This window comes from Shouchella rhizosphaerae, from assembly GCF_036700015.1.
Classification (GTDB): domain Bacteria; phylum Bacillota; class Bacilli; order Bacillales; family Bacillaceae_D; genus Shouchella; species Shouchella rhizosphaerae.
The window spans coordinates 1826737-1853624 of record NZ_CP144921.1; the positions used below are offsets into that span (position 1 = coordinate 1826737).

Genomic DNA, 26888 nt, shown 5'->3' on the forward strand with positions numbered 1-26888 from the left:
ATCGCAGCCGACAGCTTCATTCCTTTTCTGTATGAACCAATAACGATAAAATCCGTTCCAAGTCGTCCTCGGAAAAATAGTCAATTTCAATTTTGCCTTTTTTCTTTCCAGGTTTAATGAGTACAGATGTACCAAGCGTGTCCCTTAAACGCTCTTGCTGTTCTTTAATAATCGGAGGTAGCTTCACTTTTACTTGCTTTGTTTCACGTGGAACATGTTCATTTAATCTCTGGACGAGTTGTTCGACTTCCCGCACGCTAAGCTTGTCTTGCAGCACTTTTTCTAACAGCTGTGAAAGTTTTTGCTTATCTTGCAGCCCTAAAAGCGCGCGTCCATGGCCCATTGTCAGTTTGCCAACGGAAATGAACTCTTGAACAACTTTTGGCAATTGCAACAAACGCATATGGTTGGCAATATGCGGCCTACTTTTTCCAAGGCGCTTTGCTAACTGCTCTTGCGTGCTATTCGTATGTTCCATTAATTTCTCGTAAGCAATGGCTTCCTCGATTGGATTCAAATCTTCACGCTGCAAGTTTTCGATTAACGCAATTTCCATCATTTTATTTTCATCCAGTTCCTGGACAATGACAGGAATTTGTGTTAATCCTGCTTGTTTTGCCGCTTTTACGCGCCGCTCGCCCATTACAATTTCATACCCTTTAATCGCTTTGCGTACAGTAACAGGCTGCAAAATTCCGTGTTCACGAATCGAGTTACTCAATTCCTTTAATGCTTCTTCAGAAAACGTTTTTCTAGGTTGGTACGGATTTGGCCTAACGTCTGCAAGATCAACTTGTACAATTTGCTCTTCCTGTTTGTCTTCTTGTTCTGGAAAGAACGCTTGTAGCCCTTTTCCCAACCCCTTTTTTCCTGCCGTTCTAGCCATTCGCAACCACTTCCTTCGCTAAGTCTATGTATACTTCGGCACCACGCGACTTGGCATCATACACGATAATTGGTTTTCCATAGCTCGGCGCTTCTCCTAACCGGATGGTTCTCGGAATAATGGTATCAAATACTTTATCACGAAAATATTTTTTCACTTCTTCAATCACTTGAATGCCTAAATTGGTTCGCGCATCTAACATCGTCAACAATACGCCTTCGATCGCTAAGTCCGTATTTAAATGTTTTTGTACGAGGCGAACGGTATTAAGCAGTTGACTAAGCCCTTCCAGTGCATAATATTCACATTGGACAGGGATCACCACTGAATCTGAAGCCGTTAACGCATTAATGGTTAACAATCCAAGTGAAGGAGGGCAATCAATAAAAATGTAATCATAATGGGATTTCAAAGGCGTCAATGCTTTTTTCAAACGTACTTCCCTTGAAATGGTCGGTACGAGTTCGATTTCAGCCCCTGACAACTGAATTGTAGCCGGTATAACGTCAAGATTGTTCACTTCTGTTGACCTAACAACTTTGCGTGCATCTAAATCCTCTATTAGCAAATCATAGACACATTCATCGACGTCGCCTTTTTCAATGCCAACGCCACTTGTAGCATTGCCTTGCGGGTCAATGTCTACGAGCAGCACACGTTTTCCTAAGTGAGCCAAACAAGCAGCCAAATTGACTGATGTTGTCGTTTTCCCTACACCGCCTTTTTGATTTGCGATAGCGATGATTTTTGACACATGGGCACCTCTTTCCTGCTTTCCTGCAAAACATCAAACAATCCTATTGCTAAACAATTTACGTGTTTAATGAGCGATTTTAATAGTCTAACTCTACTATACATTTTTTCTTGTAGTTTGTGAAACTGAATTAGACCCATTTTAGGGAAAAAACAACAAAAAAAGACCTATCAAAGCTGATAGATCATTTTTTCTTAGGAATGCGGATCGTAAATTGGTAAAATTCTTCATTGTCTTCTTCATCGGTATCGACTTTTAAGCCGCTTTTCATCACCATATCAACTGATTGACGAATCGTATTCATGGCAATGCGCATGTCTTTTGGATAAGATTTTCGTTTCGGCTTTTTCTTTTTTGGCGCTTCTTCTTCCGCTGTTTTAAAATACGCTTTCACTCGTTCTTCCGTCTGCTTCACATTCAACTGCTCTTCAATGATTTGTTTTAAAACGGCTTCTTGGGCTTCAGCATCTTTTAAAGCAATTAACGCGCGAGCATGCCGCTCTGAAATGTCTCTATTTAAAATAGCGTCTTGGACTGCTTGTGGCAAATGAAGCAATCGAAGTTTGTTTGCAATCGTTGATTGGCCTTTGCCAAGGCGTTGCGCCAAACTTTCCTGCGTCAAGTTATGGATTTCGATTAATTTTGCATAAGCGGTAGCTTCTTCAATGGCAGTTAAGCCTTCACGCTGCAAATTTTCAATTAGTGCAATCGAAGCTGTTTGCGAATCATTAAATTCTTTGACAATAGCAGGGATCTTTTCCCATTGCAACGAAGTAACAGCACGCCACCTACGCTCTCCTGCAATGATTTCGTATTTATCATCGCGAACACGGACGACAATGGGCTGTATGACTCCATGCGTCCTGATCGTTTGCGCTAATTCGGCAATCCGGTCTTCATCAAATAGAGTTCTAGGCTGGAAGCGATTCGGCACGATATCTTTAATAGCAAGCTGCTGTACCTCTTCGTTTGCAGTTAATTCAGCATCGTCGTTTTTATCATTTAAGCCAAATAGGCGTGAAAACGATTGCTTCATCGCCTCGGACACCACCTTTTGTTTTTAACCATTTGAATTGATTCGACATATATTCGCAGCATTCCTTTTCTCATTGGAAATTCACATATGTTTCACGTGGAACATTCACGTGATTGGCTGCTTATTGGGCACCCCAGGCTTACGAGGATACTTGTTTGGCGTTGCTTTCGCCTTTTTTATTTGCACAATTTGCCTTTCGCTATGTTCAATTGGCAATTGGAATGAATGGCTTGCAGAAAGTTCTCCGCCTAGAACAGCAATTGCTTTTTTCCCTTCAGCCACTTCTTCATTGCTGCCAGCCCCTTTTAAGGCGATAAAATCGCCGCCTACTTTCACAAAAGGCAAACATAGTTCACTTAAAACGGACATACGTGCGACTGCCCTGGCAATTGCAACATCATAAATTTCGCGGTGATGCTTGCTTTTTCCGGCCAATTCCGCCCGGTCATGGTAAAAGGAAACACCTGTTAATTCAAGCTCATTAGCCAAATGGGTTAAAAAACCAATCCGCTTATTTAAAGAATCAATAATCGAAATTTGCAAGTCGGGATAAAGGATTTTAAGCGGCAAGCTTGGAAATCCAGCCCCAGCGCCGATATCAACAATTTTTTGGTCAGTAAACGGGTAGTAAAAACTCGGCGTGATTGAATCATAAAAATGTTTTAAGTATACATCCTTTTTTTCGGTAATAGCAGTCAGATTCATCTTTTCGTTCCACTCAACGAGCAGTTCAAAATAGCGCTTGAACTGCTCGTGCTGAGTGGACGATAAGACGATTTTTTGTTCCGCTAATAACGAGGAGAAAAATTCTTCGCCCATCTGCTCCTCCTTACGATGATGTTTTTGCCAGCCGCCCTTGTTCGAGATATACAAGCAAAATGGAAATATCCGCTGGATTTACACCAGAAACACGGGAAGCCTGGCCTACTGAAAGAGGCCGTACTTGTTTTAGTTTTTGCCGCGCTTCTGTCGCAATACCTTGGATCGCATCATAATCAAGATCCTCAGGAATTCGTTTTTGTTCCATCTTTTTCAAACGTTCAATTTGTTGCCACTGTTTCTCAATATAACCTTCGTATTTGACTTGAATTTCAACTTGTTCATATACCTCATCATCAAGCTCCACGTCTGGCCGCGGAATGATTTTCAGGAAATGGTCGTAAGTCATTTCTGGTCGTTTTAACACTGCTGTTGCTTTTAACGCTTCCGTCATCGGCCTTGAACCTAAACGTTCAAGTAGTTGGTTGACTTCGTCTGACGGTTTTACAACCAGTGCAGAAATTCGTTGTTTTTCCTGTTCAATCGCTTCTTGTTTTGCTTTAAAGCGAGAATAGCGTTCTTCAGAAATTAATCCCAACTCGTAGCCTTTTTCCGTTAAACGCAAATCAGCATTGTCATGGCGAAGAATTAAGCGAAACTCTGCCCGCGATGTCAGCAAGCGGTACGGTTCATTCGTCCCTTTGGTGACAAGATCATCAATCAATACGCCAATGTACGCCTCTGAACGGTCTAAGATCACGCCTTCTTTGCCAAATGCCTTTTGGGCCGCATTAATGCCAGCCATAATCCCTTGCCCGGCTGCTTCTTCATAGCCAGATGTTCCATTGATTTGCCCTGCCGTAAACAAACCGCTAATTTTTTTCGTTTCTAATGTTGGCCATAGTTGTGTTGGCACGATCGCGTCATATTCAATCGCATAGCCAGGCCGCATCATTCGGACTTCTTCTAAGCCAGGAATCGTTTTAAGCATCGACAATTGGACATCTTCTGGCAGACTTGTCGACAACCCTTGTACATAGACTTCACTTGTATCGCGCCCTTCTGGCTCCAAGAAAATCTGATGTCTTGGCTTATCGCTAAAACGAACAATTTTATCCTCAATCGAAGGGCAGTACCTTGGTCCTGTCCCTTCTATCATACCGGAATACATAGGGGAACGTCCAAGGTTAGCAGAAATAATTTGATGTGTATTTTCGCTCGTATACGTTAACCAGCACGGCAGCTGGTCTGTAATGAATTTGGTCGTCTCGTACGAAAAGGCGCGAGGTTTGTCATCGCCAGGCTGGATTTCTGTTTTCTTGTAATCAATCGTATTCCCGTGGACACGGGGAGGCGTTCCTGTTTTAAAACGAACCAGGTCGAAACCGAGCTCTTTCAAGTGGTCTGACAACTTAATGCTTGGTTGCATATTGTTCGGGCCAGACTCGTAAGAAAGTTCTCCTAATATAATTTTCCCACGCAAATACGTGCCTGTGGTAACAACAACCGCTTTCGCTCGGTATTGTGCCCCTGTATTCGTAATAACGCCGCGGCACTCTCCGTCTTCGATAATTAAACGATCCACCATTCCTTGGCGAAGAAGCAGATTTTCTTGCTCTTCAATCGTCCGTTTCATCTCTTGTTGGTAACGGAATTTATCCGCTTGCGCCCGCAGTGCTCGAACAGCAGGGCCTTTCCCCGTGTTAAGCATTCTCATTTGAATATGGGTTTTATCAATATTCCGCCCCATTTCTCCGCCAAGGGCATCAATTTCACGGACAACAATGCCTTTAGCCGGCCCTCCAACAGAAGGGTTGCACGGCATAAAAGCCACTGCATCTAGATTCAATGTCAACATGAGCGTGTTGGCGCCCATTCTGGCAGCAGCAAGGCCAGCTTCTACTCCCGCATGCCCTGCGCCGATGACAATAACGTCAAACGTTCCACCTTGGTAACTCATATCGGCTGCGGCTGCTAAATTGCCTAGCAGCCTACCTTCCTTTCTACACAAAAAAATGTGTTTATTTTCCTAAACAAAATTGCGAGAACAACTGGTCAATTAAACTATCTTGGACATCTTCTCCAATAATTTCGCCTAATAATTCCCACGTCCGTGTCACATCAATTTGAATCAAATCAACAGGAACATCGGTTAAACTTGCAGCAATCGCTTCTTCAGCATGGGCTTTTGCTTGGTTTAGTAAACCAATATGACGGGCGTTTGACACATACGTCAAATCAGCGCCTTCCACTCCACCAGCAAAAAACAAACGACTAATTGCTTCTTCTAATTGGTCGACTCCTTCTTCCTGGAGGAAGGAAGTCGCCACGACTGGATTCTCTCCTGCTAGTTGGCGGACACGCTCCATATCAATCCGCCCTGTTTGGTCGATTTTATTGACGATCACGACCACATCCAGTCCTTTAACCGCTTCGAACAAAGCTTCATCCTCTTTTGAAAGTTTTTCTGCATAGTTTAAAACAAGCAAAATTAAGTCGGCTTCTTTGAGCGCTTGGCGAGACCGTTCAACGCCAATTCGCTCGACAATGTCTTCCGTTTCACGAATACCGGCTGTATCAATAAGGCGAAGAGGAACGCCGCGGACATTGACATACTCTTCAAGCGTATCTCTCGTTGTTCCAGGTATATCGGTCACAATCGCTTTTGCTTCATGGACGAGGCTGTTCATCAAACTGGACTTGCCAACATTTGGCCTGCCAATGATGGCAGTGGCGAGCCCTTCCCGTAACACTTTCCCTTGTTTGGCAGTCGCGAGTAACGCTTCAATTTCCGCTAAAACAATGGTCATTTTTTCGTTTATAAGCTTAGCTGTCATTGTCTCCGCATCATACTCTGGATAATCAATGTTAACCTCGATCGAAGCAATTGTTTCTAAAAGGGCTTGACGCAACTTGCCAATTTTTTTGGACAAACGCCCTTCCACTTGGCGCAATGCGACATTCATGGCCCGATCCGTTTTTGAACGGATTAAGTCGATGACGCCTTCTGCTTGCGACAAATCAATACGGCCATTCAAAAAAGCGCGCTTTGTGAATTCTCCCGGCTCAGCCAATCGAGCTCCCTTTGCCAGCACAGCTTGAAGCACACGGTTCACAGACACAAGCCCGCCGTGGCAATTGATTTCCACAATGTCTTCACGTGTATAGGTCCTCGGCGCTCTCATAACCGTGACCATCGCTTCTTCAATCGCTTCCTCGCTAGCATCATCCATTAAATGGCCATACACAATTGTGTGACTCGGCGTATCTTCTAAACGCTTTGTCCCTTTAAACAACTTATCGCCAATCGCAATTGCTTGATCTCCGCTCAGCCGGACAATCCCAATCGCCCCTTCTCCAAGTGCCGTCGATATTGCTGCAATTGTATCCATTTCCATCGTTTTCACCTCCTTAAGGCATATCTTCAACATATAAGAATAGCACAGGAAAACGCGAAAAGCTATCGCCTGAAGTTGACTGCATTTTTAGGAACAAGAAAAAGGAAGCATGCGCTTCCCTTTCAAACTGTAGACAATCGCTTGCATACGTCGTCGTTTGCCTCAGCCATATGTCATGAACACCCGTTCTATTCGCCTCTTCCTTCACCTGCACGCCTCGTCTGACAACGTGTTTCAGTCGAATTGCGTCGGCTCAACGACAACATGCCGTTTTGCTCCTTCGCCTTGCGAATGGGTCTGCACGCCGGCATCGTTTGCCAACGTCGTATGAATGACTTTACGTTCACGAGCTGGCATTGGCTCAAGGACAATCGGTTCCTTTGTCGTTTTTGCCTTATGGCTGATCCGCAATGCGAGCTGCTTGAGCGTTTCTTCCCGTTTGTGCCGGTAGCCTCCGGCATCGAGCCGGACTTTGACGAAATCCGTACTAGGCGAATGGGAAGCCGCCAGATTCGTTAAATACTCTAATGAATCGAGCGTCTGCCCTTTGCGTCCAATCAAACGACCTTGGTCTTTTTCTTCTTCTGTATGCAACGAAAAAAACGCTTCTTTGCCTACTTGCTCGACCGAAAGTTCAGCTTTTAACCCCATTAAAGAAATGGTTTCTTCAAGAAAGGAGCGGGCAACGTCTGTAGATCTTGGCGGCACATGAGCTTTAATCACAGCTGGCTTTCCGCCAAACAAACCGAAAAACCCTTTTTGTGGTTGTTCGATGACTTCATAGACTAACTGTTCTTCCGTAGTACCCAAATGCTGCACTGCATTGGCAACTGCTTCTTCCACCGTCCGACCTTTGAACGTATGCGCCACTTTTAATCCCCTTTCTTATTTGCGTTTTTTCTTCGGCTTTTTCTTTTTCTTGTTTGGCTTGTTCTTGTTATTTTTCCGTTGGCTGCCTTGGTTTCCTTTTGCTTTTGAAGCAGCGGCTGTTTCCACTGTTGCTTCGAGGCCCCGTTTGCCAGCATTTGGCCCGGTAATAAAGTATGTTTGCATGATCATGAAAATATTTCCGACAACCCAGTATAAAATGACGGCTGCAGGAAGGAAAATACCTACCACCAAAATCATAATCGGCATCGCATACAACAAAATTTTCATTTGTGGATTGTCTTGCACCATCATCATTTTTTGCTGGATAAACGTTAAAATACATGCCAAAACAGGTAAAATAAAATAAGGATCTGGATTGTTTAGTACAAACCAAGCAAACGATTCCCCTTGAAAATTAGGCGTCCGCATAATTGCGTGGTAAATCGCCAAGAAAATCGGCATTTGCACAAGCAAAGGCAAACAGCCGGCAAATGGGTTCACTTTATGTTCAGAAAACAACTTCTGCATTTCTGTATTTAGCTGCATTTGCGTGTTCTTATCTTTTGCACTGTACTTTTGACGGAGCTTTTGCATTTCGGGCTGTAGTTGCTGCATTGCTTTCATGCTCTTCGTCTGCTTGACCATTAACGGCAAAAGCACGATCCGAAACAGAACAGTTACAACAATAATCGCCCAGCCATAACTACTGACCCAGCCGGCAATTAGGATAATGAGCCGTGATAACGGATACACAAAAAACGAATTCCATATCCCTTCGCTCTCAGCCGTAACGGGCTCATTGACGCTAAAGCAGCCGGATAAAAACAACAGCATGCTCGCCAGTACAAGTAGCCAGCCTGTTTTTTTCATCAAACTCGGACATCCTCCCACCAATCAGCTATCTTTCTTTCTATTTCCATATAAAGGAGCCAATACTTTCGCTTTTTTCATAACGTGCTCCAAACTGCTCCGTACTTCTTTAAAGGAAAGGTCGCGTGCTGGATTTCGCGCGATCACTACATAGTCACAGTCTGGCCGAAGCTGTCCTTCAAGTTCATGAAAAGCGGCGCGGACAAGGCGCTTGATCCGATTTCGACAAACGGCATTCCCGACACGTTTTGAAACGGACAGGCCGAGCCGTAAACGGTCTTGTCCCTCTTTTGGCAACACGTATAAAACAAACTGGCGATTCGCCATTGAACTCCCTTTTTTAAAAACCGCTGAAAACTCTCGGTTCTTTTTAATTCGTTGCTCTTTTTTCAATCTGACCACGACCTCTCGCCTGCAATGCTCCTCATACTTGAAAAAGACCACTGGCGCCAGTGGTCTATGCAGACAATACTTTTCTTCCTTTTTGACGGCGGCGCGCAAGCACTTTACGCCCGTTTTTTGTCGCCATGCGGGCACGGAAGCCATGATTCTTTTTGCGTTTGCGATTATTTGGTTGGAACGTTGGTTTTCCCATTTATTCCACCTCCTTCGAGGATTGTATCTCTGTAAGACACTCTAAAAAATTATATAGACAATAGACTACCTCTGTCAAGAGATAGTTCAATCGGCTACTGCTTCTCCCTCTTTTCGACAATTGTGGATAAAATCCGAGCTCCATTTTTTCTTGTCTACAAGTTATCGACAACCCTTTACACATATCTAGTGTTGTGGACAACTACAAAACACTAGATACAGGGTTTTGTGGATAAGTACATAGAACCATTGCGGTATCTAGTTATTTTTGCTATGATTAAGTTGTTTTCCTTCGTGGACATTGACTTAATCAAAAAACCTGTCCACAGCCTGTGGGTAAGGTTGTGGACAGGTTTTTTATTTCTGTTGGCGTTCTTATCCACAACGCACTGTATAAGGGGGATTTCCGCTTTTCTACTATAATAATTATTATACACAACTATGCAGTGCACGCATAATTATTCGTGTTGATTTTAGATGTTGTACAAATGTTGTACAGCTTATTTATGTCGCAATAAGGGAGGGGTTTTTTTGGAAAATATTGATGATCTGTGGAACAAAGTGCTTGAAGAAATGAAAAAGAAAGTAAGCAAACCTAGCTATGAAACGTGGCTAAGAGCAACAAAAGCGAATGCGCTCCAAAATAACGACACAATCATTGTCACTGCGCCAAATGAGTTTGCACGTGACTGGCTTGAAGACCACTATTCAGGGCTGACGTCCGACATTATTGAACAGCTTACAGGTGCGCGATTGACGCCAAAGTTTGTTATTCCTCAACATAACCAAGAAGAGGAAGCATTACCTGAACAAACACCTCAGACCCCGCCAGAAAAAGATGTAGCTGGCCAAACGACACTGTCGCAAACGATGCTTAACGATAAATACACGTTTAACACATTTGTCATTGGCTCTGGAAATCGCTTTGCCCATGCAGCTTCATTAGCCGTTGCGGAAGCTCCTGCGAGAGCCTATAACCCTCTGTTTATCTATGGAGGAGTCGGCCTAGGAAAAACCCATTTAATGCATGCGATTGGCCATTATGTAATGGAACATAACCCAAATGCGAAAGTTGTGTATTTGTCATCTGAAAAATTTACAAATGAATTTATTAACGCGATTCGAGACAACAAAGCTGTCCATTTTCGTAACAAATACCGCAATGTCGATGTACTGCTCATTGACGACATCCAATTTATTGCCGGCAAAATCCAAACACAGGAAGAATTTTTTCATACATTCAATGCATTGCATGAGGAATCAAAGCAGATCGTCATTTCAAGTGACCGCCCTCCAAAAGAGATACCGACTTTGGAAGACCGATTACGCTCCCGTTTTGAATGGGGCTTGATTACCGACATTACGCCGCCTGATTTGGAAACGCGCATTGCCATTTTGCGCAAAAAAGCGAAGGCAGAAAACTTGGATATCCCTAATGAAGTGATGCTTTACATTGCCAATCAGATTGATACAAACATTCGTGAGCTAGAAGGTGCGCTCATCCGTGTTGTTGCCTATTCTTCTTTAATTAATCAAGATATGAACGCCGATCTGGCGGCTGAAGCATTAAAAGACATCATTCCAAATGCGATGCCTAAAACGCTAACAATTACAGACATTCAAAAGCTTGTTGGCGAACACTTCCAAGTAAAGCTAGAAGATTTTAAAGCAAAGAAACGAACTAAATCAGTCGCTTTCCCGCGCCAAATAGCGATGTACTTATCCCGAGAAATGACGGACGCTTCATTGCCTAAAATCGGCAGTGAATTTGGCGGCCGCGACCATACAACCGTCATCCATGCTCATGAAAAGATTTCAAAACTGCTTGCCACTGACCAGGAATTGCAGCAAAAAGTGCAAGCTATTACCGAGCAGTTGCGTCAATAGATGTGAACATGTGTATAACAGAAACAAGCCTATCCACAAACTACCCACATGTGAATAGGCTGTCTCTTTACGCATTTTGCTTACTTATCCACAAATACACAAGCCCTAGTACTATTACTACGACATTTAAAAGACTTATATATAGATTTATGAAAAGGAGTTTCTTATTATGCATGTCATTATTGAACGGAATCGGATGGTTCACGATGTCCAACATGTTGCAAAAGCCGTTTCATCAAGAACAACGATTCCCATTTTAACGGGAATTAAATTGGTTGCTGATGCAAATGGCTTAACCCTTACCGGGAGCGACTCAGACTTATCGATTGAATCGTTTATTCCAAAAGAAGAAAACGAACGTGAAATTGTGCAAATCGAACAAGCAGGAAGTATCGTGTTGCAATCAAAATACTTTGCTGAGATTGTGAAAAAACTGCCTGGGGAAACGATTGAAATCCAAGTGCATGACCAATTTGCAGCAACAATCCGCTCTGGTTCTTCTGTTTTTACGTTAAATGGCCTTGATCCAGAGGAATATCCTCGTCTGCCACAACTGAAGGAAGATTTGATTTTTAGCTTGCCGCAAGATATGTTGCGCAACATCATTCGCCAAACCGTATTTGCCGTGTCCACTCAGGAAACACGTCCCGTGTTGACAGGTGTAAACATTGAGACGGAAAACGGGGAGCTCATCTGTACTGCAACAGATAGCCATCGGTTGGCGATGCGGAAAACAAAGATTGATAGCCAAGATGAGGGACTCGAATTTAAAAATGTCGTGATCCCTGGAAAAAGCTTGCAAGAGTTGAGCAAAATTTTGGAGGATACAAGCGATTTGGCTGAAATTGTTGTAACCGAGAATCAAATCCTTTTTAAACTCGGAAACTTGTTGTTTTTTTCAAGACTGCTTGAAGGAAAGTATCCAGTAACGTCTGGCATGATACCGACTCAGTTCAAAACGTCCTTTGTCGTAAAAACAAAAGAATTGGTCCATACGCTTGAACGGGCAATGTTGTTATCTAGGGAAGCAAAAAACAATGTTATAAACGTCAAAACACTTGGCGACAACCAAATTGAAATTACGTCAACATCACAGGAAATAGGAAAAGTGACGGAAAAAATGGCTACTGACCAATTTGAAGGGGATGAAATACGGATTTCGTTTAATGGGAAAAATATCCTTGATGCCTTGAAAGTGGTTGACAGCGATGAAGTCCAAATCTTTTTGACAGGTGCGATGAGTCCCTTCGTTATTCGCCCAATTGACTCAGACCACTATTTGCATTTATTCTCGCCAGTCAGAACGTATTAAAGTACTAGGGCGAAAAAAGGTTGGCTAACAGCGCAAACGTTTAGTACAATATAAGAAAAGATGAACAAACGAGATTTGGAAGAAAACCTATATGGCTAACGAAAAAGGCAGCATTCTCGCAAAGTATGCTGTCTTCCTTCGTCCAGCCGATTGTGAGGTAGACCTTGGAACAAATACGAATTGAAACGGAGTATATTACCCTTGGCCAGCTCTTGAAGGAAATTGGCGCTATTGATACGGGAGGCATGGCAAAATGGTATTTGAGCGAGCACACCCCGCGCGTGAATAGCGAAGAAGAAAACCGGCGCGGCCGCAAATTACGAAACGGGGATGTGATTGAATTGGCCGACGGGCGCACATTGACGATTGTTGGAAAGGAATAACGATGATTATCCACACGCTTGAGCTGTCCTCTTACCGTAATTACAGCAAAACGGCTGTCGTTTTTGGCGAAAAAATCAATGTCTTTGTCGGCGAAAATGCCCAAGGAAAGACAAACTTGCTGGAAGCGATTTATGTGGTAGCACTAGCCAAATCCCATCGCACCCAAAAAGACAAAGAAATGATTGGCTTTGAAGAGCCGTTCGCACGCATTCATGCGAAAGCCGAAAAACGTACAGGCGAGGTCGAACTGGATATCATTTTGTCGGCTAAAGGGAAAAAAGGAAAGATTAACGGCCTTGAACAGCGCCGCCTCAGCGACTATGTAGGGACGCTGAATGTCGTCATGTTCGCTCCTGAAGATCTTGACTTAGTGAAAGGCAGCCCGCAAGTCAGGCGCCGCTTTATCGACATGGAGCTTGGCCAGATCAGTCCAGTTTATTTAAACAGCCTTTCCTTGTACGGGAAAATACTAAAGCAACGGAATGTGCTCTTAAAAAATATGCAACAAAAACGCTCGCAAAATTATGCAATGGTGGATGTTTTAACCGAGCAGCTCATTGACAAAGCGGCATTTGTCATGAAAAAGCGGGCTGAATTTATTAGCCGGCTCGAAGAATGGGCCACGCCAATCCATCAATCCATTAGCCGCGGTAAAGAAATGCTCACTCTTTCCTATATCCCGTCAATTGAGGTATCAGACATAGAGAATATGTCGAAAATAAAAGAAGACTTATATAAAGCGTACGAAACGAAAAGGGAAACAGAGGTACGCAGGGGGACCACATTGTTTGGGCCCCACCGTGATGATGTTTCTTTCTCTGTCAATGGTTTAGATGTCCAATCCTACGGCTCACAAGGACAACAAAGAACGACGGCGCTGTCTGTCAAACTAGCTGAAATCGATTTAATCTATGCGGAAATTGGCGATTACCCGATTTTGCTTTTGGACGATGTATTATCTGAACTAGACAATTATCGGCAATCGCATCTGTTAGAGGCGATCCAAGCCCGTGTGCAGACATTTGTAACGACCACTTCCACAAGTGGACTCGATGATAGCGTGTTGGCTGAGGCTTGCCTCTTTTCCGTAGACCAAGGCACAGTGAAACGATTGGAGTAAAGTATGTATATTCACATCGGTGGAGAGGTCATTTTGCCAGCTATAGAAATTATCGCAATCTTGCCCTATGCCGAAGGCGAACTGGCAAAAGATACAGCCGTTTTTTTACACGAATGGGATACGAAACACGATTGCAAAAAAATTGCATCAGAAGATTCAGTGAAAAGTGTCATTGTAACCGATACTTGCATCTATTTTTCCCCGGTTTCCTCGCAGACGTTAAAACGCCGGTCCATGTCTGATGGATTGGAATTGCTAAATGACGAATTGGGGGAGGCGCTTTTAAGCGATAGTGAGTAGACGATCCCTGATGAGAAGGTGAAGAATGTTGGTAAATGAGCAAAATCAAACATACGATGAAAGCCAAATTCAAGTTTTAGAAGGGCTTGAAGCCGTGCGCAAGCGCCCTGGCATGTATATCGGGTCGACAAGCCAAAGAGGGCTGCACCATCTAGTATGGGAAATTGTCGACAACAGCATTGACGAAGCGATGGCTGGTTTCTGTGATGAAATTAAAGTAACGATCGAGGAAGGAAACGCCCTTACGGTTGAGGATAATGGCCGTGGCATTCCTGTCGGCATCCAAGAAAAAATGGGCCGTCCGGCGGTCGAGGTCATTATGACTACCCTTCATGCCGGAGGGAAATTTGGCGGTGGCGGCTATAAAGTATCAGGCGGCCTTCACGGAGTTGGTGCTTCCGTCGTCAACGCGCTGTCGACACACTTAACGGTCAATGTCCATTTAGACGGGAAAATCCATAGCCAATCTTATAGCCGTGGTGTTCCCGATGCTGATTTGACCGTCATAGGTGAAACCGATAAAACCGGCACGACTATTACGTTCCAGCCAGACCCAGAAATTTTCCGGGAGACGGTTGAATTTGATTATGAAACACTTGCTGCCCGCATTCGCGAGTTGGCGTTTTTAAACAAAGGGCTGACGATCAAAATTGAGGACAAACGAACAGAGGACGGCAAAAAGGCCACCTACCATTACGAGGGTGGAATTTCGTCGTTTGTCAAACACCTCAACCGTTCAAAAGAAACGCTCCATGAAGAGCCGATTTATGTGGAAAGCGAAAAAGACGGCATTTCTGTTGAAGTAGCCGTCCAATACAATGACGGATTTACGAGCAGTATTTACTCCTTCGCGAATAACATTAATACCCATGAAGGGGGCACGCATGAATCAGGCTTTAAAACAGGCTTGACGCGCGTTATTAATGATTACGCCCGCAAAAATGGGTTGTTTAAAGAAAACGATCCAAACTTAAGTGGCGAGGATGTCCGTGAAGGGCTGACAGCGATCATTTCCGTCAAAATTCCTGAGCCCCAGTTTGAAGGGCAAACGAAAACAAAGCTAGGAAACAGTGAAGCACGCACAATTACTGACTCTTTATTCAGCGAAAGTTTTGCAAGGTTCCTGTCTGAGAATCCAGGAGTTGCCCGCAAGATTGTCGATAAAGGGTTGATGGCTTCCCGTGCCCGTGAGGCTGCTAAAAAGGCCCGTGAGTTGACACGGCGGAAAAGCGCCTTAGAAGTAAGCTCGCTTCCTGGAAAGCTAACCGACTGTACATCAAAAGATGCGTCGATTAGCGAATTGTTTATCGTTGAGGGCGATTCTGCCGGCGGTTCGGCAAAAGGGGGCCGAGATCCCCATTTCCAAGCGATTCTTCCTTTGCGAGGGAAAATCCTTAACGTAGAAAAAGCCCGTCTGGACAAAATTTTAGCAAACAATGAAATTCGGATGATCATCACGGCAATTGGCACGGGAATTGGCGATGAATTTGATATTTCCAAAGCACGTTACCATAAAATCGTCATCATGACCGATGCCGACGTAGACGGCGCCCATATCCGGACATTGATTTTAACGTTTTTCTATCGCTATATGCGCGAACTCCTTGAAAATGGCTATGTGTACATTGCGCAACCGCCGCTTTATAAAATTGAGCAAGGAAAAAACAATGTAACCTATGTTTATTCTGACCGGGAGCTTGATGCGCATTTAGCAACTGTGGCAGACCGCAGCAAAGTGAGCGTCCAACGCTACAAAGGTCTTGGCGAAATGAACGCTGGCCAACTGTGGGAAACAACGATGGACCCACAGGTTCGCAATATGCTCCAAGTGACTCTCGCTGATGCGATCAAAGCAGATGAGATATTTGAAATTCTCATGGGCGACCGAGTGGAGCCAAGGCGCGATTTTATTCAAGAAAATGCACATTACGTGAAAAATTTGGATGTGTAGAAGAACGGCTGACGCAAATCATTGCCAGCTGCCCTGGAGGTTTACGGAATGGCTGAAGAAGATGTACCAAGACTAAGAGAAAGACAAATAGATGAGGAAATGAAAGAATCGTTCATCGATTACGCGATGAGCGTCATTGTCAGCCGGGCGCTGCCAGACGTAAGGGATGGCATGAAGCCTGTGCATCGCCGGATTCTGTATGCCATGTTTGAGCTTGGGATGACGCCAGACAAACCATATAAAAAGTCGGCGCGGATCGTAGGCGAAGTGCTTGGAAAGTACCACCCACACGGCGATACTTCTGTATATGACGCAATGGTACGGATGGCACAAGATTTTAGTTATCGTTATATGCTCGTCAACGGGCATGGCAACTTCGGTTCCATTGATGGCGACTCTGCCGCGGCAATGCGTTATACAGAATCAAAAATGTCCAAGATTTCCATGGAACTAGTCCGGGATTTAAACAAAGATACCGTTGATTTTATCGATAACTATGACGGCACTGAGCGAGAACCGAAAGTGATGCCTTCCCGTTTTCCGAATTTACTCGTCAATGGAACGTCGGGGATTGCAGTCGGGATGGCAACCAATATCCCGCCCCATCAATTAGGTGAAGTGATTGACGGTGTACTTGCTTTAGCAAAAAATCCTGACATTAGTATTCCTGAGCTCATGGAATATATTCCAGGCCCTGATTTTCCAACAGGCGGCGAGATCCTCGGCCGCTCTGGCATACGCAAAGCTTATTCAACAGGACGAGGCTCGATTACCGTACGGGCTAAAACCGAAATTGTCGAAAACAAAGGCAAACAGTCGATTATCGTCACGGAACTGCCATACCAAGTCAATAAAGCGCGTCTGATTGAAAAAATCGCGGAACTAGTGCGTGACAAGAAAATTGATGGCATTACCGAACTGCGTGATTCCTCGGACCGCAATGGCATGAACATTGTCATCGATGTGCGTAGAGACGCAAATCCAAACGTCATTTTAAACAATTTGTTTAAACAGACAGCTTTGCAAACAAGTTTTGGCATTAATATGCTTGCTCTTGTGAATGGCCGGCCTGAAGTCTTAAACTTAAAACAGACGCTGGAACAATATTTGGCTCACCAAGTAGAAGTGATCCGCAGGCGCACTCAGTTTGACCTAAACAAAGCGGAAGCCCGCGCCCACATTTTGGAAGGCTTGCGCATTGCCCTTGACCATATTGATGAAATCATTGCCTTAATCCGTGGTTCGGATACAGCAGAAATCGCTCGAAACGGCTTAATTGAGCGATTCGAACTCAGCTATGACCAAGCACAAGCGATTCTCGATATGCGCTTGCAACGGTTAACTGGTTTGGAACGGGATAAGCTTGAACAAGAATACAAAGACGTGTTGGCGCGAATTGCTGAACTCCGTGCGATTTTGGCTAGTGACGAGAAAGTCATTGACGTCATCCAAGAAGAAATCCTTGCCATTAAAGAGAAATTTAATGACGAACGGCGGACGGTCATTTCGGCGAGCGAAGAACATTTGGAAGATGAGGATTTAATCCCACGGCAAAATATTGTTATTACTATTACCCATAACGGCTACATTAAACGCCTGCCTATTTCTACGTACCGTGCTCAAAAACGGGGCGGAAAAGGCGTACAAGGCATGGGTACGAATGATGACGACTTTGTCCAGCACTTGTTTACGACCAACACGCACCATACCGTGTTAGTCTTCACAAACAAAGGGAAAGCCTACCGCCTAAAAGGGTATGAAATCCCTGAACTAGGTCGAACAGCAAAAGGCATTCCGGCGATTAATCTGTTGCCGTTTGATCCAGGCGAAACGATCAGTACAGTCATCCCAATTGAATGCTTTGATGACGATTCGTATTTGTTTTTCGTAACAGAGCACGGCATTGCCAAACGAACAAAGTTGTCTGCATTTGCGAATATCCGTAAAGGTGGTTTGTTCGCGATCAATTTAAGAGAAGGCGATTCACTCCACGGCGTGCGTTTAACCGATGGCAACCGTGAAGTGATGATCGGGACGAAACAAGGAATGGCGATCCGTTTTCCAGAAACAGATGTCCGCCTAATGGGACGTACTGCAGGCGGCGTCAAAGGCATTACCCTATCTGAGAATGACGGTGTTGTCGGCATGGACGTAGTGGATGAAAACCAAAGCGTGCTCGTCGTTACCGAGAAAGGCTACGGCAAACGGACGCCACTTGATGAATACCGGGTCCAAAGCCGCGGCGGAAAAGGGATTAAAACATGCAACATTACTGATAAAAACGGTCCTCTTGTCTCTTTGAAAATGGTGGCCGACGAAGACGACATTATGATTGTTACCGCCAATGGGATTATTATTCGCACCAACGTAGACGGCATTTCAACGACTGGCCGAAATACTCAAGGCGTGACGTTGATTCGTGTCAGCGAAGGAGAAGAAGTAGCGACAGTCGCCCGTGTGAACATTAACGACGACGAAGTCGATGACTTAGAAGACGATGATGAGCAAGAGCAACCGACATCAGAGGAAAACGCAGAATAAAAAAGCAAAAAAACCAGTTAGCATCGTATTGAGCTAGCTGGTTTTTTTCGTGTGCGTTTCGCGTTAAATAATTGGGTAGGAAGGCCCATAACGAGGATAGGCATAAAAAGGGGGGCGAGGCCCGATTTTAGGAACTAGCCAAGAGTCCTTTAAATAAAACATCCGTTCTTTTTGATTGACGTCCTTTTCCAACAGCAAAGTTACTTCAGGATAAAAAGTATACAAGCGAAAACACCCCTTTTTCTTTACTGTACGCAAGCAATTGATTTACGAGCCTATCCTTTTTTAGCGAAGACGGGCACCACGGCGCCTGCCTATACATACGGTGGCAATAGCTAAAAGGGACGGAGGAGAGGCAAATGGCAAGCAAAAATGACGGGGACTTTAAAGAAAAGGAAATAAAAGCGCTACAAGACTGGTTTGAACGCCATAAGCAAACGAAACCCTATCCCCAATATCCTTACTATGGAAAAATTACACGTTACGAAGACATTCCACTAGTTGCTCCAGAACAAAGGCAATTAAAGCACCCTGGCGTTGAACGCTTAATGGTCCCAAAACCGATTATTGAAAACCCTAATGTACAAGGAAGTGGAAAATTAACAGGAAAAACGGCAATCATTACTGGTGGCGACAGTGGCATCGGCGCTGCAGCAGCAATTGCCTTTGCTAAAGAAGGAGCAGATGTGGTAATTAGCTATTTGGATGAACATGAAGATGCCCAACGGACGAAAAAGCGAATTGAAGAATTGGGGCAACGTTGTTTGCTTTTGCCTGGCGATGTTAGTGAAAAACAGATGTGTGAAACAATTGTTGCGAAAACGATCGAAGCATTTGGGAAAATCGATATTCTTTGCAATAACGTCGGCATCCAATTTCCCCAACACTCCATCGTCGATATTACCGATGAACAATTTGACCATACATTTAAAGTCAATTTTTACTCCCATTTTTATTTAACTCGAGCCGCCCTTCCATATTTAAAGGCAGGCAGTTCTATTATTGGAACGACATCGGTCGTTACCTATGTCGGAGAGCCTCAGCTTGTAGATTATACGGCGACAAAAGGGGCAATTGTCGGATGGACCCGTGCACTTGCCAAACAAATTGGCGATAAAGGGATCCGCGTAAACGCCGTCGCTCCAGGGAAAATATGGACGCCGCTCATCCCCGCTAGTTTCTCCGCTGATGACAATGCCCTTCCAGGGGACAATGTCTTTAACCGGGTAGGGCAGCCATTTGAATTAGCGCCTACTTACGTCTATTTGGCATCTGATGATTCCAGGTTTGTGACAGGGCAAGTTCTCCATGTAGATGGCGGGCAATCGACGAATTCGTAAAGCAAAAGCCTCCTGTCTGGTCTAGGGAACTGCACGAGCTGCATGAATACATTAAACTAAATTTTATGGGGACTGTTGGAGGATATTGAAAACAACGGTCTCTTTTTTAGATAGATATGTCATTAAACGAAGAAGCAAAATAGTGTAAGAAAAAAATAACTTAAATTTTATTACATAATTGTAAGAGTAGCATTGCATCATTGTAAGGTTTACGTAAGGGAAATCGATTATTAACTAACAACACATTGCTTATACTTCTTCTATATCAATATAAAATTCAAGGAGAGGTATAAGCATGGATTTATTTCAAATGAATGTTGATTTGTTTAGACTAATTAATGATTTTGGTAAAGAACATGCATATCTAAACGATACTTTTATATTCATAGCTGAATATATGGTTTTTGTTCTTGCTTTATTTGTTTTAATGTTCTGGTTTACTAGGATAAGGGAAAATAGGATGATGATAATTTCGGCTATTATAGCCTTTATTGTAGCCGAGGTTATCGGGAAAATTGCTGGGAAATTACATGCAAATAATCAACCATTTGCGGAATTGTCTAATGTAAATCAATTAATAGAGAAAGCAGTAGATAATTCGTTTCCGAGCGACCATACTATTTTATTCTTTGCGTTTTGTACAATTTTCTGCATATATCGAAAAAGATGGAGTTACATATGGATGACGGTTGCTTTTTTTGTTGGCCTTTCTCGTATTTGGGTGGGTGTGCACTATCCTGCAGATGTCTTAGTTGGGGCGCTAATTAGTATCGCTTCAGCTTTAATGGTTTCTTTTATTGTCCCTCGGCTTAAATTTGTAAGGAAATTACTATGGTTTTATGAAAAACGGGAACAACAGTTTTTACCTACTAGGGAAAAATCTAAAGAATTATAAGCTAAGATATCAGTAGATAGGGGAAGTACCTATACGGACGGCCAGTTCCAACTAAGGACGGCTAGGGCCGTCTTTTATAGTTTACAAGCATTACTTTAAAAAACCACAAATTATTTTCCTGAAATAGTTGACGCTATTTAACAAACATGATATATTAATTGAGTCGCCAAGAGAGAACGGCGACAAACGAGTCCTTTGAAAACTGAACAAAAGCCAAGCGTAAAAGAGATACAAGGTATCTCGTCAATCATAGTGAGCCACAACTTCGGTTGTGCAATGAAGCTAAGGATCTTCGGTTAAGGTCGCGACGTCCTGTCGCAACACCGAAGCCAACACATCCGTGTGTAAGTAAACTTTTTTAACGGAGAGTTTGATCCTGGCTCAGGACGAACGCTGGCGGCGTGCCTAATACATGCAAGTCGAGCGGAGTTTCAAGAAGCTTGCTTTTTGAAACTTAGCGGCGGACGGGTGAGTAACACGTGGGCAACCTGCCCCTTAGACTGGGATAACTCCGGGAAACCGGAGCTAATACCGGATAATCCCTTTCTCCACCTGGAGAGAGGGTGAAAGATGGCTTCGGCTATCACTAGGGGATGGGCCCGCGGCGCATTAGCTAGTTGGTAAGGTAACGGCTTACCAAGGCGACGATGCGTAGCCGACCTGAGAGGGTGATCGGCCACACTGGGACTGAGACACGGCCCAGACTCCTACGGGAGGCAGCAGTAGGGAATCTTCCGCAATGGACGAAAGTCTGACGGAGCAACGCCGCGTGAGTGAGGAAGGCCTTCGGGTCGTAAAGCTCTGTTGTGAGGGAAGAAGCGGTACCGTTCGAATAGGGCGGTACCTTGACGGTACCTCACCAGAAAGCCACGGCTAACTACGTGCCAGCAGCCGCGGTAATACGTAGGTGGCAAGCGTTGTCCGGAATTATTGGGCGTAAAGCGCGCGCAGGCGGCTTCTTAAGTCTGATGTGAAATCTCGGGGCTCAACCCCGAGCGGCCATTGGAAACTGGGGAGCTTGAGTGCAGAAGAGGAGAGTGGAATTCCACGTGTAGCGGTGAAATGCGTAGAGATGTGGAGGAACACCAGTGGCGAAGGCGACTCTCTGGTCTGTAACTGACGCTGAGGCGCGAAAGCGTGGGGAGCAAACAGGATTAGATACCCTGGTAGTCCACGCCGTAAACGATGAGTGCTAGGTGTTAGGGGTTTCGATGCCCGTAGTGCCGAAGTTAACACATTAAGCACTCCGCCTGGGGAGTACGGCCGCAAGGCTGAAACTCAAAGGAATTGACGGGGACCCGCACAAGCAGTGGAGCATGTGGTTTAATTCGAAGCAACGCGAAGAACCTTACCAGGTCTTGACATCCTTTGACCACCCAAGAGATTGGGCTTCCCCTTCGGGGGCAAAGTGACAGGTGGTGCATGGTTGTCGTCAGCTCGTGTCGTGAGATGTTGGGTTAAGTCCCGCAACGAGCGCAACCCTTGATCTTAGTTGCCAGCATTGAGTTGGGCACTCTAAGGTGACTGCCGGTGACAAACCGGAGGAAGGTGGGGATGACGTCAAATCATCATGCCCCTTATGACCTGGGCTACACACGTGCTACAATGGATGGTACAAAGGGCAGCGAAACCGCGAGGTGAAGCCAATCCCATAAAGCCATTCTCAGTTCGGATTGCAGGCTGCAACTCGCCTGCATGAAGCCGGAATTGCTAGTAATCGCGGATCAGCATGCCGCGGTGAATACGTTCCCGGGTCTTGTACACACCGCCCGTCACACCACGAGAGTTTGTAACACCCGAAGTCGGTGAGGCAACCTTTTGGAGCCAGCCGCCTAAGGTGGGACAAATGATTGGGGTGAAGTCGTAACAAGGTAGCCGTATCGGAAGGTGCGGCTGGATCACCTCCTTTCTATGGAGTTTTTACTCTAGTCGATGTATGACCTTCTGGTCATATAGCGCTTAGGCTATTTGTTCAGTTTTGAGAGGGCTCAACACTCTCAGGTTCTTTGAAAACTAAATCCAGAAATAACTCAAATTGGTCTTTGTTCATCGGTTGTATAACTGTTTGAACGAGACGTCAAGAATTCAATGCATACCTTTTTATGTATTTTTTAATTTTTGCGAAGAGCAGCAAGGAGATCGAGGACACACGTTTTCGAATGAGGGAGCGTACGAGTGTACGTGACCGAGTGAGAATAACGTAAGTGGACGAAGAGATCCGCCGCTGATCTGAAGCAAAAAAGGATAAGTTAGAAAGGGCGCACGGTGAATGCCTTGGCACTAGGAGCCGATGAAGGACGCGACGAACCGCGATAGGCTTCGGGGAGCTGTAAGTAAGCTTCGATCCGGAGATTTCCGAATGGGGGAACCCACCATCCGTAATGGGATGGTACTGACATCTGAACACATAGGATGTCGAGAGGCAGACCCGGGGAACTGAAACATCTAAGTACCCGGAGGAAGAGAAAGCAAATGCGATTTCCTGAGTAGCGGCGAGCGAAACGGAAACAGCCCAAACCAAGAGGCTTGCCTCTTGGGGTTGTAGGACACTCAACAACGGAGTGATCAAGAAACGGAGTAGGTGAACTGTCTGGAAAGGCAGGCCGAAGAAGGTAACAGCCCTGTAGCTGAAACTTCGTTTCCTCCAGAGTGGATCCTGAGTACGGCGGGACACGTGAAACCCCGTCGGAATCCGGGAGGACCATCTCCCAAGGCTAAATACTCCCTAGTGACCGATAGTGAACCAGTACCGTGAGGGAAAGGTGAAAAGTACCCCGGAAGGGGAGTGAAAGAGATCCTGAAACCGTGTGCCTACAACTAGTCAGAGCCCGTTAACGGGTGATGGCGTGCCTTTTGTAGAATGAACCGGCGAGTTACGGTATCGTGCAAGGTTAAGCTGATGAAGCGGAGCCGCAGCGAAAGCGAGTCTGAATAGGGCGCATTAGTACGATGCCGTAGACCCGAAACCGGGTGATCTACCCATGTCCAGGGTGAAGGTCGGGTAACACCGACTGGAGGCCCGAACCCACGCAAGTTGAAAATTGCGGGGATGAGGTGTGGGTAGGGGTGAAATGCCAATCGAACTCGGAAATAGCTGGTTCTCCCCGAAATAGCTTTAGGGCTAGCCTCGAGTGATGAGTCTTGGAGGTAGAGCACTGATTGGACGAGGGGTCCCCACAGGATTACCGAATTCAGTCAAACTCCGAATGCCAATGACTTTAACTCGGGAGTCAGACTGCGAGTGCTAAGATCCGTAGTCAAGAGGGAAACAGCCCAGACCATCAGCTAAGGTCCCCAAGTATACGTTAAGTGGAAAAGGATGTGGAGTTGCCCAGACAACCAGGATGTTGGCTTAGAAGCAGCCATCATTGAAAGAGTGCGTAATAGCTCACTGGTCGAGTGACTCTGCGCCGAAAATGTACCGGGGCTAAACGTATCACCGAAGCTATGGCAATCCCGTAAGGGATTGGGTAGGGGAGCGTTCCAAGGACAGCGAAGCTAGATCGTGAGGACTAGTGGAGTGCTTGGAAGTGAGAATGCCGGTATGAGTAGCGAAAAGATAGGTGAGAATCCTATCCGTCGAAAGCCCAAGGTTTCCTGAGGAAGGCTCGTCCGCTCAGGGTTAGTCGGGACCTAAGCCGAGGCCGAAAGGCGTAGGCGATGGACAACAGGTTGATATTCCTGTACCACCTCGTATTCGTTTGAACGATGGGGGGACGCAGAAAGGTAGGGTGAGCGCGCCGCTGGCTGTGCGCGTCGAAGCATGCGAGGCTGGAACATAGGCAAATCCGTGTTCCATAAGGCTGAGCTGTGACCGTGAAGGACCTTCGGGTCCGAAATCCCTGATCCTCCGCTGCCGAGAAAAGCCTCTAGTGAGAATACAGGTGCCCGTACCGCAAACCGACACAGGTAGGCGAGAAGAGAATTCTAAGACGCTCGGGAGAACTCTCGTTAAGGAACTCGGCAAAATGACCCCGTAACTTCGGGAGAAGGGGTGCTCTAGTAGGGTTAATCGCCCGAGAGAGCCGCAGTGAAAGGATCCAAGCGACTGTTTAGCAAAAACACAGGTCTCTGCGAAGCCGTAAGGCGAAGTATAGGGGCTGACACCTGCCCGGTGCTGGAAGGTTAAGAGGAAGGGTCATCCCAAATGGTGAGAAGCTCTGAATTGAAGCCCCAGTAAACGGCGGCCGTAACTATAACGGTCCTAAGGTAGCGAAATTCCTTGTCGGGTAAGTTCCGACCCGCACGAATGGTGCAACGACTTGGATACTGTCTCAACGAGAGACCCGGTGAAATTATAGTACCTGTGAAGATGCAGGTTACCCGCGACAGGACGGAAAGACCCCATGGAGCTTTACTGTAGCTTGATAGTGAGTGTTGGTATCATCTGTACAGGATAGGTAGGAGCCTTGGAAACCGGAGCGCTAGCTTCGGTGGAGGCGTCGGTGGGATACTACCCTGATGGTGCTGGCATTCTAACCTCGACCCGTGATCCGGGCCAGGGACATTGTCAGGTGGGCAGTTTGACTGGGGCGGTCGCCTCCTAAACAGTAACGGAGGCGCCCAAAGGTTCCCTCAGAATGGTTGGAAATCATTCGTAGAGTGCAAAGGCAGAAGGGAGCTTGACTGCGAGACCTACAAGTCGAGCAGGGACGAAAGTCGGGCTTAGTGATCCGGCGGTGCCGTATGGAAGGGCCGTCGCTCAACGGATAAAAGCTACCCTGGGGATAACAGGCTTATCTCCCCCAAGAGTCCACATCGACGGGGAGGTTTGGCACCTCGATGTCGGCTCGTCGCATCCTGGGGCTGAAGTAGGTCCCAAGGGTTGGGCTGTTCGCCCATTAAAGCGGCACGCGAGCTGGGTTCAGAACGTCGTGAGACAGTTCGGTCCCTATCCGTCGCGGGCGTAGGAAATTTGAGAGGAGCTGTCCTTAGTACGAGAGGACCGGGATGGACATACCGCTGGTGTACCAGTTGTTCCGCCAGGAGCATCGCTGGGTAGCTACGTATGGACGGGATAAGTGCTGAAAGCATCTAAGCATGAAGCCCCCCTCAAGATGAGATTTCCCATGGCGTAAGCCAGTAAGACCCCTTAGAGATGATGAGGTTGATAGGTCAGAAGTGGAAGCGTGGCGACACGTGGAGCGGACTGATACTAATCGGTCGAGGACTTATCCTATACACATTCTTGACATTGAGTTTATTTCGGATTTAGTTTTGAAAGAATCATCCATTCTTTCCATACCCTTCAGTGCAGACGAAGAGATTCGCCGCATCTGAAGCAAAGCGATTGACAAAGAGAAGCAAGAAGGTCAAGGATTGGAAGTGTTCGACTGAAGGAGCGTACAAGCGTACGTGACTGAAGAAGAATCACGAACAAGACGAAGAGATTCGCTGCTTATCTGAAGTCAATTAGAGTCCGGTGACAATGGCAAAGAGGTCACACCCGTTCCCATGCCGAACACGGCCGTTAAGCTCTTTTGCGCCGATGGTAGTTGGAGGCTTCCTCCTGTGAGAGTAGGACGTTGCCGGGCTAAGCAAAGACACCTGAATAGGTGTCTTTTTTGTTATGGGCAGGAAGCAAAAGAGCGACTGCTTCGAAGAAGCAGCGTTTAAAATACATATAAAAGCATACAGACATAAGCTCATATAGAAAACTACGTGAATAGGCTTCACTGGAAAAGCCTCATGCCCTCCTGTGAGACGCAGGGATCATTTTCGTAAAACAACATGGAAAACATCCTAGGAAAAGCTCCGTGTCCAACATCCCCGTAGGAAAAGATCCCGGAGCCAGGACGTTGCCGGGCAAATATTAAAGACACCTGAATAGGTGTCTTTTTTTGTTTGTGCAGGAAGCAAAAGAGTGCTGCTTCGAAGAAGCAGAGTTAAATATAAATAGGCTCCATGAATAAGCTTCATTCGAAAAGCCTCGTTGTCATGCAGAAGCAATCGTTTCCGTCTTATAAAAGCATTGTTCAAACACCGTGCAGC

General features: G+C 45.6%; 20 protein-coding genes and 3 rRNA genes. 12 read left to right on the top strand and 11 right to left on the bottom strand.

Annotation, left to right across the window (positions count from 1 at the left end; translation table 11 throughout):
- Positions 1 to 16 precede the first annotated feature (16 nt).
- From V5G21_RS09145 to rpmH, 10 genes are all read right to left on the bottom strand, one after another.
- The gene (locus tag V5G21_RS09145) at positions 17 to 886 is read right to left on the bottom strand and encodes a ParB/RepB/Spo0J family partition protein (protein WP_011248945.1); all 870 of its coding nucleotides are present in this window, start codon (positions 884 to 886) and stop codon (positions 17 to 19) included.
- The gene (locus V5G21_RS09150) at positions 879 to 1640 is read right to left on the bottom strand and encodes a ParA family protein (RefSeq protein ID WP_011248946.1); all 762 of its coding nucleotides are present in this window, start codon (positions 1638 to 1640) and stop codon (positions 879 to 881) included. The genes V5G21_RS09145 and V5G21_RS09150 overlap by 8 nt, the downstream gene beginning before the upstream one ends.
- A gap of 184 nt (positions 1641 to 1824) precedes the next feature.
- Positions 1825 to 2676 (bottom strand): nucleoid occlusion protein, encoded by an 852-nt coding sequence (gene noc / locus V5G21_RS09155; protein WP_035205678.1) that lies wholly within the window; start codon positions 2674 to 2676, stop codon positions 1825 to 1827.
- Positions 2677 to 2781: 105 nt separating this feature from the next.
- The gene (gene rsmG, locus V5G21_RS09160) at positions 2782 to 3495 is read right to left on the bottom strand and encodes a 16S rRNA (guanine(527)-N(7))-methyltransferase RsmG (RefSeq protein WP_035205676.1); all 714 of its coding nucleotides are present in this window, start codon (positions 3493 to 3495) and stop codon (positions 2782 to 2784) included.
- A 10-nt stretch (positions 3496 to 3505) separates the two neighbouring features.
- Entirely contained in the window at positions 3506 to 5395 is a 1890-nt protein-coding gene (gene mnmG, locus V5G21_RS09165) for a tRNA uridine-5-carboxymethylaminomethyl(34) synthesis enzyme MnmG (protein ID WP_035205674.1), read from the bottom strand.
- Positions 5396 to 5456: 61 nt separating this feature from the next.
- On the bottom strand, positions 5457 to 6833 hold the full coding sequence (gene mnmE, locus V5G21_RS09170; RefSeq protein ID WP_011248950.1) for a tRNA uridine-5-carboxymethylaminomethyl(34) synthesis GTPase MnmE: 1377 nt from the start codon (positions 6831 to 6833) through the stop codon (positions 5457 to 5459).
- 234 nt (positions 6834 to 7067) lie between these two features.
- Positions 7068 to 7703, bottom strand: a complete 636-nt coding sequence (gene jag, locus V5G21_RS09175) for an RNA-binding cell elongation regulator Jag/EloR (RefSeq protein WP_035205672.1) — start codon at positions 7701 to 7703, stop codon at positions 7068 to 7070.
- Positions 7704 to 7718: 15 nt separating this feature from the next.
- Positions 7719 to 8573, bottom strand: a complete 855-nt coding sequence (gene yidC, locus V5G21_RS09180) for a membrane protein insertase YidC (protein WP_011248952.1) — start codon at positions 8571 to 8573, stop codon at positions 7719 to 7721.
- Positions 8574 to 8597: 24 nt separating this feature from the next.
- Positions 8598 to 8966: a ribonuclease P protein component gene (rnpA, locus tag V5G21_RS09185; protein WP_011248953.1), complete on the bottom strand. Its 369-nt coding sequence runs from the start codon at positions 8964 to 8966 to the stop codon at positions 8598 to 8600.
- 64 nt (positions 8967 to 9030) lie between these two features.
- Entirely contained in the window at positions 9031 to 9168 is a 138-nt protein-coding gene (gene rpmH, locus V5G21_RS09190; RefSeq protein ID WP_011248954.1) for a 50S ribosomal protein L34, read from the bottom strand.
- A 530-nt stretch (positions 9169 to 9698) separates the two neighbouring features.
- Between rpmH and dnaA the strand changes: the two genes are divergently transcribed.
- The 7 genes from dnaA (at position 9699) to gyrA (ending at position 18662) form a co-directional block, all read left to right on the top strand.
- Positions 9699 to 11054, top strand: coding sequence for a chromosomal replication initiator protein DnaA (gene dnaA / locus V5G21_RS09195; RefSeq protein WP_035205670.1), 1356 nt, complete (start codon positions 9699 to 9701; stop codon positions 11052 to 11054).
- A gap of 169 nt (positions 11055 to 11223) precedes the next feature.
- Complete coding sequence (gene dnaN / locus V5G21_RS09200; RefSeq protein ID WP_011244866.1) at positions 11224 to 12366, top strand: DNA polymerase III subunit beta; 1143 nt, start codon at positions 11224 to 11226, stop codon at positions 12364 to 12366.
- A gap of 164 nt (positions 12367 to 12530) precedes the next feature.
- A complete protein-coding gene (gene yaaA / locus V5G21_RS09205) occupies positions 12531 to 12749 on the top strand; it encodes a S4 domain-containing protein YaaA (RefSeq protein WP_011244867.1) in 219 nt (72 codons plus the stop codon).
- Positions 12750 to 12751: 2 nt separating this feature from the next.
- Positions 12752 to 13870 carry a DNA replication/repair protein RecF gene (gene recF, locus V5G21_RS09210; protein ID WP_011244868.1) on the top strand — a complete coding sequence of 373 codons (1119 nt, stop codon included), beginning with the start codon at positions 12752 to 12754 and terminating at the stop codon, positions 13868 to 13870.
- A gap of 3 nt (positions 13871 to 13873) precedes the next feature.
- Positions 13874 to 14170 (top strand): extracellular matrix regulator RemB, encoded by a 297-nt coding sequence (remB, locus tag V5G21_RS09215; RefSeq protein WP_011244869.1) that lies wholly within the window; start codon positions 13874 to 13876, stop codon positions 14168 to 14170.
- A gap of 25 nt (positions 14171 to 14195) precedes the next feature.
- A complete protein-coding gene (gene gyrB / locus V5G21_RS09220; protein ID WP_011244870.1) occupies positions 14196 to 16121 on the top strand; it encodes a DNA topoisomerase (ATP-hydrolyzing) subunit B in 1926 nt (641 codons plus the stop codon).
- Between the two features lie 48 nt (positions 16122 to 16169).
- Positions 16170 to 18662, top strand: a complete 2493-nt coding sequence (gene gyrA, locus V5G21_RS09225) for a DNA gyrase subunit A (protein WP_035205668.1) — start codon at positions 16170 to 16172, stop codon at positions 18660 to 18662.
- A gap of 63 nt (positions 18663 to 18725) precedes the next feature.
- On the opposite strand, the gene V5G21_RS09230 is transcribed toward gyrA, so the two are convergent.
- Positions 18726 to 18887 (bottom strand): hypothetical protein, encoded by a 162-nt coding sequence (locus tag V5G21_RS09230; RefSeq protein ID WP_167369563.1) that lies wholly within the window; start codon positions 18885 to 18887, stop codon positions 18726 to 18728.
- A 134-nt stretch (positions 18888 to 19021) separates the two neighbouring features.
- Here V5G21_RS09230 and V5G21_RS09235 point away from each other — a divergent pair, with 134 nt between their 5' ends.
- From V5G21_RS09235 to rrf, 5 genes are all read left to right on the top strand, one after another.
- Positions 19022 to 20002: an SDR family oxidoreductase gene (locus V5G21_RS09235; RefSeq protein ID WP_051881272.1), complete on the top strand. Its 981-nt coding sequence runs from the start codon at positions 19022 to 19024 to the stop codon at positions 20000 to 20002.
- A 295-nt stretch (positions 20003 to 20297) separates the two neighbouring features.
- Complete coding sequence (locus tag V5G21_RS09240; protein ID WP_063608858.1) at positions 20298 to 20897, top strand: undecaprenyl-diphosphatase; 600 nt, start codon at positions 20298 to 20300, stop codon at positions 20895 to 20897.
- A 358-nt stretch (positions 20898 to 21255) separates the two neighbouring features.
- Positions 21256 to 22806 (top strand): 16S ribosomal RNA (locus V5G21_RS09245).
- A 333-nt stretch (positions 22807 to 23139) separates the two neighbouring features.
- Positions 23140 to 26076 (top strand): 23S ribosomal RNA (locus V5G21_RS09250).
- 239 nt (positions 26077 to 26315) lie between these two features.
- A 5S ribosomal RNA gene (gene rrf / locus V5G21_RS09255) occupies positions 26316 to 26431 on the top strand.
- The 16S, 23S and 5S rRNA genes sit together here, the layout of an rRNA operon.
- Positions 26432 to 26888 lie beyond the last annotated feature (457 nt).